The organism is Shewanella dokdonensis, assembly GCF_018394335.1.
In the GTDB taxonomy this organism is placed as follows: Bacteria; Pseudomonadota; Gammaproteobacteria; order Enterobacterales; family Shewanellaceae; genus Shewanella; species Shewanella dokdonensis.
This window is the reverse complement of the sequence record NZ_CP074572.1, coordinates 2,034,023-2,048,623: the sequence shown is the minus strand read 5'-3', so window position 1 is coordinate 2,048,623 and position 14,601 is coordinate 2,034,023. Positions and strand designations below refer to the sequence as shown.

Annotated in this window: 15 protein-coding genes and 2 pseudogenes; 9 read left to right on the top strand and 8 right to left on the bottom strand. The window is 51.7% G+C overall.

Annotated elements, in window-relative coordinates; translation table 11 throughout:
* The first annotated feature begins 47 nt into the window (after positions 1-47).
* The 4 genes and pseudogenes from menD (at position 48) to menE (ending at position 4,996) form a co-directional block, all read left to right on the top strand.
* Positions 48-1,768, top strand: a pseudogene (menD, locus tag KHX94_RS09865) (2-succinyl-5-enolpyruvyl-6-hydroxy-3-cyclohexene-1-carboxylic-acid synthase).
* The gene (gene menH / locus KHX94_RS09860) at positions 1,768-2,559 is read left to right on the top strand and encodes a 2-succinyl-6-hydroxy-2,4-cyclohexadiene-1-carboxylate synthase (protein ID WP_213683395.1); all 792 of its coding nucleotides are present in this window, start codon (positions 1,768-1,770) and stop codon (positions 2,557-2,559) included. The pseudogene menD and the gene menH overlap by 1 nt, the downstream one beginning before the upstream one ends.
* Positions 2,556-3,527 (top strand): o-succinylbenzoate synthase, encoded by a 972-nt coding sequence (gene menC, locus KHX94_RS09855; protein WP_213683260.1) that lies wholly within the window; start codon positions 2,556-2,558, stop codon positions 3,525-3,527. The genes menH and menC overlap by 4 nt, the downstream gene beginning before the upstream one ends.
* Positions 3,528-3,601: 74 nt before the next feature.
* Positions 3,602-4,996 (top strand): o-succinylbenzoate--CoA ligase, encoded by a 1,395-nt coding sequence (gene menE / locus KHX94_RS09850; RefSeq protein WP_213683259.1) that lies wholly within the window; start codon positions 3,602-3,604, stop codon positions 4,994-4,996.
* 66 nt (positions 4,997-5,062) lie between these two features.
* Here the strand turns inward: menE and rpoH are convergent.
* From rpoH to ftsY, 4 genes and pseudogenes are all read right to left on the bottom strand, one after another.
* Positions 5,063-5,919 (bottom strand): annotated as a pseudogene (gene rpoH / locus KHX94_RS09845) (RNA polymerase sigma factor RpoH).
* A 157-nt stretch (positions 5,920-6,076) separates the two neighbouring features.
* Positions 6,077-7,039 carry a permease-like cell division protein FtsX gene (ftsX, locus tag KHX94_RS09840; protein ID WP_213683258.1) on the bottom strand — a complete coding sequence of 321 codons (963 nt, stop codon included), beginning with the start codon at positions 7,037-7,039 and terminating at the stop codon, positions 6,077-6,079.
* Positions 7,040-7,047: 8 nt separating this feature from the next.
* Positions 7,048-7,734: a cell division ATP-binding protein FtsE gene (ftsE, locus tag KHX94_RS09835; RefSeq protein ID WP_213683257.1), complete on the bottom strand. Its 687-nt coding sequence runs from the start codon at positions 7,732-7,734 to the stop codon at positions 7,048-7,050.
* A gap of 2 nt (positions 7,735-7,736) precedes the next feature.
* Complete coding sequence (gene ftsY, locus KHX94_RS09830; protein WP_213683394.1) at positions 7,737-9,101, bottom strand: signal recognition particle-docking protein FtsY; 1,365 nt, start codon at positions 9,099-9,101, stop codon at positions 7,737-7,739.
* A gap of 242 nt (positions 9,102-9,343) precedes the next feature.
* Here ftsY and rsmD point away from each other — a divergent pair, with 242 nt between their 5' ends.
* Positions 9,344-9,925, top strand: coding sequence for a 16S rRNA (guanine(966)-N(2))-methyltransferase RsmD (gene rsmD, locus KHX94_RS09825; protein WP_213683256.1), 582 nt, complete (start codon positions 9,344-9,346; stop codon positions 9,923-9,925).
* Entirely contained in the window at positions 9,922-10,215 is a 294-nt protein-coding gene (locus KHX94_RS09820; RefSeq protein WP_213683255.1) for a DUF1145 domain-containing protein, read from the top strand. The genes rsmD and KHX94_RS09820 overlap by 4 nt, the downstream gene beginning before the upstream one ends.
* A gap of 5 nt (positions 10,216-10,220) precedes the next feature.
* Here the strand turns inward: KHX94_RS09820 and KHX94_RS09815 are convergent, their stop codons facing one another.
* From KHX94_RS09815 to KHX94_RS09800, 4 genes are all read right to left on the bottom strand, one after another.
* Positions 10,221-10,565, bottom strand: coding sequence for a DUF4870 domain-containing protein (locus tag KHX94_RS09815; protein WP_213683254.1), 345 nt, complete (start codon positions 10,563-10,565; stop codon positions 10,221-10,223).
* A 6-nt stretch (positions 10,566-10,571) separates the two neighbouring features.
* The gene (locus KHX94_RS09810) at positions 10,572-11,291 is read right to left on the bottom strand and encodes an MOSC domain-containing protein (protein WP_213683253.1); all 720 of its coding nucleotides are present in this window, start codon (positions 11,289-11,291) and stop codon (positions 10,572-10,574) included.
* A 361-nt stretch (positions 11,292-11,652) separates the two neighbouring features.
* The gene (locus tag KHX94_RS09805) at positions 11,653-12,504 is read right to left on the bottom strand and encodes a PfkB family carbohydrate kinase (RefSeq protein WP_213683252.1); all 852 of its coding nucleotides are present in this window, start codon (positions 12,502-12,504) and stop codon (positions 11,653-11,655) included.
* An 18-nt stretch (positions 12,505-12,522) separates the two neighbouring features.
* Positions 12,523-13,389, bottom strand: a complete 867-nt coding sequence (locus KHX94_RS09800; RefSeq protein WP_213683251.1) for a patatin-like phospholipase family protein — start codon at positions 13,387-13,389, stop codon at positions 12,523-12,525.
* A gap of 138 nt (positions 13,390-13,527) precedes the next feature.
* On the opposite strand from KHX94_RS09800, the gene KHX94_RS09795 reads away from it, so the two are divergent.
* The 3 genes from KHX94_RS09795 to KHX94_RS09785 all read left to right on the top strand — a co-directional run bounded on the left by KHX94_RS09795 (position 13,528) and on the right by KHX94_RS09785 (position 14,600).
* Complete coding sequence (locus KHX94_RS09795; RefSeq protein ID WP_244859399.1) at positions 13,528-13,839, top strand: excalibur calcium-binding domain-containing protein; 312 nt, start codon at positions 13,528-13,530, stop codon at positions 13,837-13,839.
* A 219-nt stretch (positions 13,840-14,058) separates the two neighbouring features.
* Positions 14,059-14,322, top strand: coding sequence for a hypothetical protein (locus tag KHX94_RS09790; RefSeq protein WP_213683250.1), 264 nt, complete (start codon positions 14,059-14,061; stop codon positions 14,320-14,322).
* Positions 14,319-14,600 (top strand): hypothetical protein, encoded by a 282-nt coding sequence (locus KHX94_RS09785; RefSeq protein WP_213683249.1) that lies wholly within the window; start codon positions 14,319-14,321, stop codon positions 14,598-14,600. The genes KHX94_RS09790 and KHX94_RS09785 overlap by 4 nt, the downstream gene beginning before the upstream one ends.
* Position 14,601 lies beyond the last annotated feature (1 nt).

Sequence of the window (14,601 nt, the reverse complement as noted above, 5' to 3'; positions counted from 1 at the left end):
AAGCAAACAGGTTACACTAACAGCCATCCACAATTGGGTGCCTGTTTATGCAAAAGAATCAACATGCCGAACTGAATTTGCTTTGGGGCGAACTCATCCTAGAAGAACTGGCGCGGCTGGGAGTACAACATGTGTGTATGGCTCCTGGTTCCCGTTCTACCCCTTTGACACTGGCTGCGGCCAAACAGAATAAACTGCAACAACATCTGCATTTTGATGAGCGCGGGTTAGGCTTTTACGCCATGGGACTGGCCAAAGCTAGTCGCGCCCCGGTGGCTGTCATTACCACGTCGGGAACCGCCGTGGCTAATCTTTTCCTGCGGTGGTTGAAGCTTGGCTGACGCAAGTCCCTTTGATTATTTTATCGGGAGATCGCCCGCCTGAATTAATTGGCTGCGGCGCTAACCAGGCGATTCACCAACCCGATATCTATGGTCAATATGCCCTGCCAGTTAACCTACCGACACCAGATCTATCTGTTGCCCCGCAGATGTTGCTGACTAGCGTAGATGAAGCAATCTGCAATCAGCAAGCGCCGGTGCATATCAACTGTATGTTCCGTGAGCCCCTGTATCCACAGGATTTAAACGCACCGCTGACACAGGAACTGAACCATTACCTGTTGCCATTGCAACGCTGGCAAAGCCATGACAGACCGTATAGCCAATATAGCCGCTTGATGTCGGGGCAATTACCGAGCCGCGATATGCTTAATCGTTTTGCACACGGCCAGGGCGTCATTATTGCCGGAACCTTGGACATAGCAGAACAGCCGGCATTGCTGACGGAACTGGCAGCCAAATTGGGCTGGCCACTGCTAACCGATGCCCAGTCACAACTACGGCAGCACCCGGCGGTCATTGGTAATATTGATCAACTGTTGCAACAGCCCAAAGCCAAAGCCCTGTTAGAACGTGCTGACCGGGTGTTGATATTTGGCGGCAGATTGCTGTCAAAGCGGTTAATAGCCTATTTAGAACAACAAGAGTGGCAAAGTTATTGGCAGGTATTGCCAGCACAGCAACGGCTGGATCCCAGTCATAAAGCGAAAGAAGTCTGGCTGACACCGCTGGCAGAGTTTGCAGCGCTCGGCTGGCCGCGCTCGTCTGCCGCTAATTGGGCACTGGCACTGGTCAACGCTAACGAACAGTTACACCAACTGTTCCGACAACAGATAGATGATGGCCCCTTTGGTGAAGCCCAAGTGGTCAGAGCCATTGCCGCCACGCAGCCAGGGAAGCAGCAACTCTTCATCGGGAATAGTCTACCGGTTCGCTTATACGATATGTTTGCCCCAGTGACGGCGGATGCAGCGCAAACCTATACCAACCGTGGCGCTTCCGGCATCGATGGATTGATAGCCACCAGTTGTGGTGTTGCTGCCCACCAGCAGCGGCCAACCACGCTAATCATCGGCGATATCTCGGCATTGCATGATCTGAACTCGTTGGCACTGGCGCGACAAGCCAAGGGGCCTTTGGTGCTGGTGATCCTCAACAACGATGGCGGCAGCATCTTTAACATCTTGCCAGTGCCAGATGAACAAGTGCGCCAGCGTTACTATCGCCTTGGACATGGACTGGAATTTGGTTATGGCAGCGCCATGTTCGGCCTGCCCTATAATCGAGTTGAAGATTTGCAGGCGTTTAACGATGCCTATCAAGAAGCGCTGGCGTATCACGGCGCCTCCGTGATTGAAGTCCGCATCAGTCAGACCCAGGCCAGCGAACAGATTGCGCAGCTAGGCCAGTGGGTGAGACAAAGCTGATGCTGGCCTATCAATGTACTGGCGATAAGCAGCAACCCAAGCTAGTGCTGCTGCATGGGTTCTTGGGCAATGGCAGCGACTGGTTGCCACTCTTACCCCAATTAAGTCAGCATTTTTACTGTATCGCCATCGACCTACCGGGACATGGCAACAGTGGCGCACAATTGGTACCTGAACCCGGCTTCAAGGCGACGGTCGAATTACTGTTGCAGACGCTAGATCATCTTGGGGTTAACCGTTTCCACCTGCTGGGTTATTCCTTGGGTGGGCGTATCGCCTTGCATGTAGCGCAAATGGTGCCACAGCGACTGTTAAGCCTGCACTTGGAATCCTGCCACCCAGGATTGCTGACCGTGGCCGACAAAGAACAACGCGCCGTTAACGATACGCAATGGGCTACCCGGCTAGCACAATTGCCGCTACCGCAGTTTTTAACGCTTTGGTATCAACAACCAGTATTTGCTGAGTTATCAGCAGATGAGCGGGCAAGATTAATCCAACGCCGCAGTCATCAGAGCCATGAGGGGCTGTTGGCAATGTTCCGCGCCACCTCCTTGGCGTGGCAACAGGATTTACATCAACTCCCGACCAGCTGTGGCTGTCCGGTACACTATTATTATGGCCAGCAGGATGCGAAATTTTCTGCACTGGCACAACGCTGGCAGACGCGAAGCAACATCCACTGTCATGCCATCGCGGCGGCTGGACATAACAGCCACCAGGCCAACCCTCAACAATTTCTGGCAGCACTGTTACCTGCTTTGGGTTCATCTGCGGAGGTTACCCCATGATCGCCGACTCCTTTGCACTCGCCCGTTACCATATTCCGTTGGAAGCCCCGTTACCGGTTGGGAAACAGCGCATAGAGCTGCGCCAAGGACTGGTACTTAAAGCCAGTGTTGGTGAACAGCAACACTATGTTGAAATTGCGCCGTTAAGCGGTTTGGATCGTGATGGTAGCCCGCTTAACGGTTTCAGCCATGAATCTGTGGATGAGGTGATTGCGGAAGCGCAACTGTTGTTACAGTCCGTGATAGAAGGCGGACATGATCTCATTGCTGCCAGCAACCTCACCCAACTGCCCTCGTTAGCATGGGGATTAAGCCTGTTAGCTGCCAAAATCAACGGGCAGCTACCGGTACATCATCCAGAATTTGAACCGATTCCGTTGCTGGTGCCCAGAGAAGGCGAACCCCTGGCCCTGACCAAGCAGCGGATTGCTGCGTTACCGGCACAGATCCGCCGGGTCAAAATCAAAGTGGCACAAACGTCCATGGCGGAAGAACTAGCACTGATCTATGCCGTGCTAGAACAGCGTCCCGAATTGAAACTGCGGCTGGATGCCAATCAGGGATTTGAACAGCAACAGGCAGAAAGTTTTTGCGCCTGTCTCCCCAAAGCGGCGATCGAGTATTTCGAAGAACCCTGCCGCATCTGGCAAAATAATCGATCATTGTATGCCAGTACCGGGATCCCATTCGCGCTGGATGAAACGCTGGCCAAAACCGCCGATTTTAAAGTGGCCGAAGACTCCTTTGAATACGGGCTGCGGGCACTGGTGCTCAAACCTATGTTGCTAGGCACATTGCAGCGGCTGCAAAGGCTCATCGAGGAAGCCAATGCATTGGGCATTCGCTGTGTGTTGAGTTCTTCGCTGGAAGCCTCATTGGGGATCCGTGATCTGTGCAAAGTAGCCGCCCTGTTAACCCCCGATGAAACACCTGGAGCCGACACGCTGTCCCCTTTAGCAAAGATCTGATCGTGGGTGATAACCACAAAAGCTGTTTGCAATTTTCCGCACTCAGCCCTGTATTCACCATCGAGAACTAAGCCATGTTATCGCCTTTGCACCAGAGCGCCCGCCAACATCCCGCCGCTATCGCCCTGATGGTCAATGGTCGAGGGCTCAGCTATCGCAACCTGAGTCAGCAGGTGTTAGCGTTGGGCATACAGTTGCGTGAAGCCGGGTTACAACCGGGCGATAAATTGGCCTGTATTGCTGGCAACGGCGCCGAGCTGGTGAAACTGTACTGGGCCTGTATCGATAACGGCTTGCTGTTCTGCCCCTTGTCACCGAAATTTCCTGACAGCCAACTCACTGGCTTATTGCAACGCTTTGCTATCCAGTATCTCTGGTGTCCAGATGATGCTCGTCAGTCGTTGTGGCAACAATGTCATAGACTTGTGCTCAATTTTAGTCTGAGCGCCACTCACGCGGCACCAGATATCATAGCGGAACATCCGGTTGATATCATTCTCACTTCCGGCTCCAGCGGCACGCCCAAAGCGGCGATGCATTCTCTGGCCGGGCATCTTGCTAACGCCGAAGGGAGCCGCAGTTTAATTGCCTTGCAAACCGACGATGGCTGGTTGGCTTCATTACCGCTGTTTCATGTTGGGGGACTGGCGATTATCAACCGCTGTGCCTTAGCGGCGGCAACTGTGGTATTACCGGACAGTAACCTGACCCTATCACAGCAACTAAAACGTGATCCCATCAGTCATCTGTCTCTGGTCGCTACCCAGTTGCAACAACTGCTAGATGATGCGCCCACCAGTCTGTTATTAATTAAGTATCTGTTGTTGGGAGGCAGTGCCATCAGTCAGTCATTACTGGATCGTCTGCAACCACTGGATATGCAGGTTTTTACCAGCTACGGCATGACAGAGATGGGCTCGCAGATTACCACTGGCCCAGTTCGCACTGATGGCAGCAGCGGTAAACTGTTACCCGGGCGCGAATTGCAGATCCGCGACAATATCATCTGGCTGCGGGGAGCAACGCTGTTTCTCGGCTATCTACAAGATGATGGCCGCGTCGATAAAGCTACTGACGAGGCGGGCTGGTTTTGCAGTAAAGACCGTGGTTTCTGGGACGAACAGGGGCGACTGCATATTCAAGGACGCGCCGATAACATGTTTATCTGCGGGGGCGAAAATATCCAGCCAGAAGAGGTTGAGGCAGCACTAAAACTGCATCCAGATATTCTTGAAGCGCTGGTATTTCCTGAGCCTGATGGCAAATTTGGTTACCTGCCGTCCGCGGTGGTGAAAACCCGCAGTGGACAATTGCCAGATGCCGCGGAGATCAAAGCATTTCTCAGTCAACATATGGCGTCATTCAAACGTCCTAGACGTTACTATGTTTGGCCCGCAACCGAACAGGCTGGACTAAAAGTGCAACGACAGCAGATCATTGCCCAAGTGGCAGGCACCGACCCGCACTAAAATCGAGGTTCTCATCATGTAAAAAGCCCGGCAGTTGCCGGGCTTTTTGATTATTCTGACTCAGTCTCAAATTTCCATACACGCCTTGAGCTTGTTCATGGCATTTTTTCCAACTGCCGGATACGTTCCGCAGAAACCTGATACTGGTCTGCCAAGTCCTGCAAGGTGGTTTTATCATCGTCCAACCAACGTGCTTTCAGGATATGCTGACTACGTTCATCCAGCGTTTTGATTGCTGCCAGTAAACGCGCTTGCGAATTAGCTTCCCAGTTGTCATTTTCCACTTGAGCCGCAACATCAGAAGAATGGTCTTCCAAGTACAAAGCGGGCGCAAAGTCGTGGTCGTCGTCTTGATCGTTGCTCATATCAAACGCCGCATCCTGAGCGGACATACGTGACTCCATCTCAGTCACATCGGCTTTGGATACGCCCAGACTATCAGCAACCATAGAGACTTCTTCATCGCTGAACCAGCCAAGACGCTGCTTAGCCTTACGCAGGTTGAAGAATAGTTTCCGTTGGGCTTTAGTGGTGGCAACCTTAACGATACGCCAGTTTTTCAGAACATATTCATGGATTTCCGCTTTAATCCAGTGCACAGCAAAAGAAACCAGACGCACGCCGACATCGGGGTCGAAACGTTTTACCGCCTTCATCAGACCTATGTTGCCTTCCTGAATTAAATCTGCCTGAGGTAAGCCATAACCGGCATAACCACGGGCAATATGCACCACAAAGCGCAGGTGCGACATAATAAGCCGCTTAGCTGCCTGCAGGTCACCTGTTTCCTGCAAACGCTTAGCCAGCGCATATTCCTCATCAGCTTCCAGCATTGGCATGCTGCTTACTGAATGAATATAGGCTTCGAGACTGCTGCTTCCCTGAGGAACCATCAGAGTCATTGATTGCGTTTGATCAGTCATTCACGCTCCCTTTCATTACTACAGTTCAATTAAAGGATTTCAACCGAACCTTTGCACTATCGGTTAATTGACATTATATGTCAACACAACTCAGTGTGGAGTGTTATTTTTGCTCCACTGATAGGACAATGCAAGCCCCAATTAGTTCACGGAAAAATCAGCTAGGTTCTATGGCACGCAGGTGCTGCCGCACCGATAAATAAGACCCCAGCCAACCGAGAAATGATGCAGCCAAAATCATCTGTAGCAATTCACTGAAACTCAGCGACTGTAGCTGCATGTTGCTGCCATAAAGCCCCATAAAGGTGGTTAACGCGCCGGACAGAAACCACACTAGCAGATTGATAATCAGCCAGGCTAAAGTGCCACCAATCACACCATACCAGATGCCAGTATACAAAAATGGCCGTTGAATAAAGGCTTCGGTTGCGCCCACCAGCTTCATGACTTCTATCTCACTGCGCCGATTCATAATAGCTAAGCGAATGGTATTCCCGATTACCAATACCACTGCGAGGATTAACAATGCAGCCAAGCCAAACACTGTGCGCTCCAGCACTTTCACCAGTGCCTGTAATTTCTCTAGCCATTCAATATCCAGCCGACCGAAACTGACTTCGGGTTCCTGTTCCAGCTTAGCTAACAGTTCTCTGGCCCCTACCGGTGTCGAGTAACGACTGGTAGGCGTCACGGTTACCACCGCCGGTAACGGGTTGTTATCCAGATAGGAAAGCGCATCACCAAACCCCGATTGCTGTTGAAACTCTGCCAACGCCTGCTCCCGAGTGATGTAGTTGATGTCGCTGATTTCAGGATAAACCTTGATGCGGGCGATCAGGCTTTGAATGCTCTGTTCGGAGCGAGCACCATCGATAAACAAAGAGATCTGCGCAGCGCTGTTCCAAGAGTGGGTAATATTTTCAGCATTCTTGACGAGCACCTGCAATGCAGCTGGCAGGCTTAGGCTAACGCCCAATACCGCCATCGTCATCAGCGATGACACTGGGGTACGCCACAGTTCACCCATACTGGCAGTTGCATGCTGGAGGTGACGGATAAAAAACATCACGATACGGCCGGAAAGCGGTAACTTGGAGCGGGTCAACGAAGAAGGGGACATGGCAACTCCTAATCGCTCAAAGGGTCAATAATATCGGCTTCGCCACCGAGCATGCGGCCCTGGCGCAATGTCAGGGTGCGATATTTCATGCGGGCAATCAAACCCAGATCATGCGTTGCAATCAGCACACTGGTCCCCGCATCATTAAAGGTCTCGAACAGCCGCAAAATATCCATCGACAATTTAGGGTCTAAGTTTCCGGTCGGTTCATCAGCCAGCAGCAACGCGGGTTTGTTGACAATGGCACGGGCGATGCCAACCCGTTGCTGTTCACCGCCGGACAACATAATGGGATTATGCCGTTCCTTACCATACAAACCGACCATATCCAGCGCCCCGGCAACCCGTTTGCGGATTTCGCCCAGCGAAAAACCTTCAATCACCAACGGCAGAGCCACGTTGTCAAACACACTGCGATCCATCAGCAGATGGTGGTTCTGGAAAATCATCCCTATCTGCCGTCGCAGATAGGGCACATGCTGGCGCTTGATGTGAGCAATATCGTGACCATTGATATACACCTTGCCAGCGCTGGCACGCTCGATCACTGTGATCAATTTGAGCAGGGTACTCTTGCCCGCGCCGGAATGGCCGGTGAGGAATGCCATTTCACCCCGTTGCAGGTGAAAGTTCACCTCGGTCAGCGCTTTCTGACCGCCGGGATAAATTTTACTGACCTGCTCAAATCGAATCATACTCAGCTATCCGTTTTCTCCTGACTGAACAGGGCATCGATAAAGTCCTTAGCGTTGAAGGTTCGCAGATCATCAATCTGCTCGCCAACCCCTATGTAACGGATAGGAATAGCAAATTTATCCGCAATGGCAAAGATTACACCGCCTTTGGCAGTACCATCCAGCTTGCTAATAGTGATACCAGATACGCCCACGGCTTCGTGAAATAATTGCGCCTGACTGATGGCATTCTGGCCAGTGCTGGCATCCAATGTGAGCATTATTTCATGTGGTGCGGCCTCATCCAGTTTCTTCATCACCCGCACCACTTTTTTCAGTTCATCCATCAGATGCGCTTTATTTTGCAGACGGCCTGCCGTGTCAGCGATCAGTACATCCACTTTACGGGATTTAGCGGCCTGCAACGCATCAAACAATACCGAGGCACTGTCGGCGCCTGTATGCTGGGCAATCACTGGGATATTATTCCGCTGGCCCCAGACTTGTAATTGTTCGACAGCAGCGGCACGGAAGGTATCGCCCGCGGCCAGCATCACGGACTTGCCTTGGCGCTGGTACTGTTTTGCCAGCTTGCCAATGGTCGTGGTTTTACCCACGCCGTTAACTCCCACCATCAGGATCACAAACGGCCCTGCGGTATTTTCCGGCACCAATGGTTGGCTCACAGGTTCCAGCGTTGCCAGCATCTCTTGCTGCATCAAGCTATATAGGGCTTCAGCATCTTTTAACTGTTTACGGTTGGCATGTTCGGTCAGGCTGGTAATCAGCTTGCTGGTGGTTTCCACACCAACATCGGCAATCAGCAGTTGTTCTTCCAGCTCTTCAAATAACGCATCATCAATTTTCTTGCCACGGAACAAACCGATAAAACCACTGCCGATATTCTCGCTGGTGCGCATCAGCCCACGTTTCAGCCGGGCAAACAGCCCTTCCTTGTGAGGTTTAGCCTGCGGTTCTGGCTGTGGGACCAACATTTCAGCATCTGCATCTGCATCAGCGGTTGCGGCAATGCTGTTATCAGCAGAAGTGTCTGTGGTGCTAGTGACAGCAACGGCATCATCGGCGGTGGTGATTGCCAATGCATCAACAGCAGGCGTGTCCTCAGCCTCCTCCGCAGCAACATCATCCGAATCCTGCTGCGCAGGCTCGCTGTCTGAATGCTCCGGTGTATCGGCCTCTGTTTGTTGGTCTGCTGCATCTGCCGCTACAGTTGTTGCTAATGGAGCGCTGCTATTGTCACTTTCTTCAACCGCGGCGGTATCAGCGGTTGCTGTCGCCGTTGTTGTGGAGGAAGATTCCTCTAGCTCTGGCTTGGTTTCAGCCGCAGTGTCTTTACGGAACCAGGAAAATAAACCTTTTTTTGCCATCAGTATTCGGTGCTCAATCTCTTGGGTGGGAGTTTCCAGGAGCCTCAGGGGCCACTGTTCAGTGGTCGCGGATTTACCGGTTGCCAGCATTTTCGCCTTCGGCGGCAACTTTGTTATAGAATAGCGACGCTTTCCTCCCTCATCAGCCTTAACTGGCTGTTAATGCTCTGCATTATGAAGGGGTTTAAAATATTCGGTACAGTCTACCACTTTATTTCTGTCGGCAACATCACGGGGGCACCATGGCCAGAAATCGTCCGGGCAGCGGTCAGGTAAGGATCATTGCAGGTCAATGGCGGTCACGCAAACTACCCATTCAGGATCTGGAAGGGCTACGCCCAACAACAGACAGAGTCAGGGAAACCCTGTTTAACTGGCTCAGTGGCTATCTTACTGGTGCCAGCGTGCTTGATTGTTTTGCCGGTAGTGGAGCGCTTTCATTAGAAGCGCTGTCGCGCTATGCCGCCTTTGCCCGAATTCATGAATTGCAGCGCAGTGCGGCGGAGCAACTCAAAGCCAATTTGACCACACTAAAATGTGACAACGCGGAAGTGCTTATTGGTGATACCTTACAGTTACTGAGCCGCCCGGCTGATCGCCGTTTTGATATTGTGTTTATCGATCCGCCGTTTCGTAAAGGGCTGGCAGCGCAGACCATGGCACTGTTGCAACAAGGATGGCTCAACGATGACGCGCTGATTTATGTGGAAGTTGAAGCCGAGCTGCATGATTTGCAAGTGCCCGCCCAATGGCAGCCCATCAAAGAAAAACAGGCGGGTCAGGTCAGTTATCGTTTGTATCGCTATCAGGAGCAGACATCATGAAAGCAAGTATTTTCATGGGCAAGCTGGTCACCGCCTTTGCATGGCTGCTGATGCTGTTCAACCTGCTACACCCGTTTGATGGCAAGATTGCCATCATTCTCAATATCTTATTAGGTGTTACCGCTATTATGCACTGCGTGCAGACGCTGCTCTTTCATACACTGTTCAGTCAGGCGTTGCCACTGCGCGCAAAAGACTATATCAACGCGTTTGTCTTTGGCGTATTTGCACTGTTGGACTATCGTCAGCAACTGCTACAGCGCAATGCTGACGAACATCGCCGACGCTGACGCTGTTACAAAAAGCCAATGGCTAATGGATACTTGTAAACCTTGCCTTCGCTGGCTTTAATGGCGGCCACAATGGTAAAGATCACGTTCAACAACACCAAGAGTCCAATCAGAAAGAAACCTATCAGCAAGAACGCCAAGACAACGGCAATGACATAATAAATCAGCATGCTGATTTGAAAATTCAAGGTATTACGGCCACAGGCATCCACAAAAGCTGAGTCTTCCCGTTTCATCAGCCACACAATAAGTGGCCCCAGAATATTACCAAAGGGGATCAGATAACCGGCAAACGTTGCCAGATGTACCAGCATTCCCATATCACGTTCCTGTTTTGGTAATTCGTACATATTGGCTTAATTTCCCTGTAAATTTTGTAATTGTGCTGGACCATGCAAGCGCTTGCGCCAGTCTTCCACAACCCCGCTATTCAAGCGTTTTTGCAGATTACGCTGCCAATCGGCGGCAAGACCTTCGGCGGCCAGCAAGGTTTCGTAAGCAGCGGCATCATAGTGTGGTGCAAAATATAATGCCATTGCCTGTGCCAGGCTGATAGCAGAGCGCCGCTCCAGTAATCGCAGTTGATCCTGTGGCCGGATGCAGCCCTCATCCAGAACTCGGTAAAACCAACCACACATGGCGCTATCTTGCATGGTCTGAGAAAAACTCGGCTGCTGGAACTGCACATTGAGTTTAAAACAGGGCGAACGCGGTTGCGTTACCTGGAGGCGCACGGCACCGATGGCAACAATATCGCCAATGAACAGATCCTGCTCACTCAACCCCAAGGATGAAATATTCTCGCCCATAGCCGGGGCGGCTCTCGTCGCATCGACTAATCCCAACTGTTGATAACGCTGATAATGTTGTTGTGGGAAATGGTGCAAGACTCTGTCAGCACCGCCATGGTTTTTGGCATCGGCTTGTGCATCATGCAGCACACCGGCATAACCGACCTGCAATAACGGCTGCGGTTTTTTAGCGTCAATACCACTTGGCAATCCTTCACGAAACACTAGGTTGTCACCGGCAAAAAGGCCACAGAGCTGATGTGGCGGCAATGCACTTACTGACATCTTAACACCTTGATGAACCAATACTTAATGTGTTGTTTTTACCATAGACGTTACTTATTAGCTACCAGCAACACCCGGTAAATGCGGCATAAAAAACCCCGTTGGGGAACGGGGTGAAAGGAATAACCAGCAAATGAGCGAACCTCGTAGTTGCAGCAAACGAAGGTTACGTTGACCATCATCTATTAAAGGCATGACAGGCGTATGACAGAAAAACAAAGCCCTGCATCATGCAGGGCAAAAAAACACTTAAAAAGGAAGAATGAAGGGAGAGTATGCAGACAATTGCATCAACACTCGCAGGGTATGCTATGGGGACTGCATGACAGCGACATGACGCCTGTATAGTGTTTTTGTGACATCAGCGATGCTTGTCATCCTGCAAATATTGTCGTAACGCAGGGCCAGGAACTGAGGTCTCCGATGCCACGGCATATGCGCCCCAAACCGCGGCTTCGCACATTGCCGCCGTAATCTCCAACCCCGACAATAAACCGTGGATCAGTCCCGCCGCATAAACATCACCAGCGCCAGTGGTGTCCACCACCGCCGCAGCAACGGCCGGGATCAGTGTTTCTCCCGCAGCACTGTATAGCCGCGCGCCCTGTTCGCCTTCGGTCACAATAAAATAGCGCAGTTCATCCCCCGCAATCTGCCGGGCAAACTGCCAGTAATCTAATGAGGTGCGCTCATGCATATCAGAATGAGACGACAACAGTACATGGCAGGGACGCTGCCGCTCATCCTTCGCCAGTTGCGCTACAACCAGTGTGTGCGCCAGCGCTGTTCGCGCCCAACTGACGGCGCCTTCTGCGGAGGTGTTGAGATATAGCGCATCCCAGTCTTGCCAACGTGGCGGCGTTGCTAACTGAAATGTTGGCCGTTGTGGCCGGATAATGGTGCGTTCGCCATCTGGCGTCATTACCAGCAAGATCTCACTGGTGCTGCCCTCATGCCGCTGCACCCGACGGCAATCCAGTCCCTGCATTCCCGCCTCGGCCAAGACCCAATCACCCAACTCGTCGCGACCGACCTGACTCACTAATGCGACTTTATGGCCCGCCCATTCCAAGCCGATCCCGGTATTGGCACCGCCACCGCCAAGACGACGGCCCCCATCTTGATAATGAAAACGTCCGCCAGTGCGTAATGGCTTGTTCAACAACAAGAGACGGTCACAGTTAAGATTGGCTATAAGCAGAATATTGGCCATATTTTCCCCAAGAAACACTTAAGCAACAGTATGTTGCAGAAATTCACGGACACGTGGTAGTTGTGCTGCGCCATCGCTCAGCCCCAAGCGATAAACCGCCGCTACTTTATCAATATCGCGCTCCAGCCGTGACAGTCCCAGCGGTGCCTTAGGCTGGATCACCAATGCCGTGCCCAGTTGTACCGCTTGCTGCAACTGCAACAATGCTTGGTTATAGCGTTGATGCCGCACCAATAACGCCTGAGCAACAGCGGGATAGCGTCGATAAACTCGTTTTGCCAGCCACGCAGGCTTAAAGGGAGATTTACGGTATGCGGCATCCTGGGTCAGGATCACTAGCTGTTTGCGAAAACCATCGGCCTGCGCCTGTTGCAACGGAATGGCTGCGGCAATACCACCATCCAGATACGGGATATTATTGAGCCACATCGGCGGCGATATAAACGGCAAGCTGGAGGACGCAATCAAGATATCCAGCAGCTGTTGATGACTGTGGAAATCCGCCATACCAAAAAATTCGGTGTTTCCGGTCAGGCAGTTAAATGCGCCGATCTTGAACTCTGCACCACTATTGAGAAAGGTATCAAAATCAAATGGCACCAGCTCATTAGCCATGCGGCGGTAGGCAAAATCCACGTTGATGTAGTTGCCGCCGCGCAGCCAATGGCTCAGCCCCATGTAGCGCTTATCATTAAGGAAATCTTGTTGGATCTGCAGGTTACGGCCGGCCTGTCGCGACAGATAGGATGCCGGATAAATCGCGCCAGCCGAGACCCCGACCAGATACGGAAACGTCAGCCCCTCGGCCAAAAAACTATCCAGTACCCCCGCGGTATACATTGCCCGCAGTCCGCCGCCTTCCAACACTAATGCGATTTGCTCCATTGCTGACCTCCTCACGTCACGGCAAGCAGCATACCCAAGCTAGCCTCGCTGGCAAACCTTTTGTACCGACATTGGATATTTTTCAACAGGTGTTAAGCTAGTGTTACATGAGTTTTCACTGTCACATGGAGAGAAATAGTGAAACGGCTGCTGATATATCTGATTTTTGCCTACGCCTGCTGGATGATCTGGCAACGCTTTGCTGGCCATCAAGCGAATGTTACGCCAACACCACAGTGGCAACAAACAGCCATCGAGGAGGCCAACAGCCGACTGCCGGCATATGGCGAGCGGATGTCGGAAACGCCGCAGTTTAAATGCGATGGGCGCCAGTACTGTTCACAAATGCGTTCACGGGCCGAAGCCGAATTTTTTCTGCGTCACTGTCCCAATGTCAAAATGGATGGCGACCATGATGGCATCCCTTGTGAACGCGACAGCCGCTGGTAAGCGCCAAGCCCTCATGCAACATTGGCCGATGGCGACTGACAACGGCCAATTTGTCTAGCCAACCCCAATTGTCATCCTTTATTGCTGCACCACATCACAATTAGCGCATTTGGTAACACAAATGATAATAGATATCATTTAACATTGATTCAAATTGTGTTACTTTTCGCTCATTCCGCCATCCTCAACTTGCTGGTGCCCGCACAATAAGGAATTTTCATGTGGTATGCCGCTTTAACTCTTACCATGTTGGCAGCAACGCTGTTGCTGTATTTGAGCAGTAAACAACAAGCGTTGTTACGCGAATCATTGCCTATCGCCCCTTATCGTTACCTGTCCTATGTACTGCTACTGGCAGCTTTAGCTGGCTGGAACCTGTTACTGAGTACCGCTGCGGCATGTTTCCTATGGCTGTTGCTACTAGGCAGTTTACTGGGATGGTTGCCCTTTTTATCGCTGTTACGCGGGAGCCCGTTGAAATGAGTGAACGCAGTAAGATCCGCCCTGACTGGTTTGGCAAAACGGTCTGTGGTTTGTTGCTCGGATTCAGTTTGGCACTGGCGCTGACCGGTTGGTTCGCGTGGTTCGGCCCAGGTGGCATTGACGCCCAGGACAAAAACCAATTCAACATGTGGCTGTTAACCTTCCTCTGGTTATGCCTGCTCAGCTTAGTGTATTTATTCCACTCCACTCGCCAAGCACTCTTGTGGCTTGGTGGTGCCAACCTGCTGGCCTGGGGCCTGCTGTTTTTGTTGAGGTAAA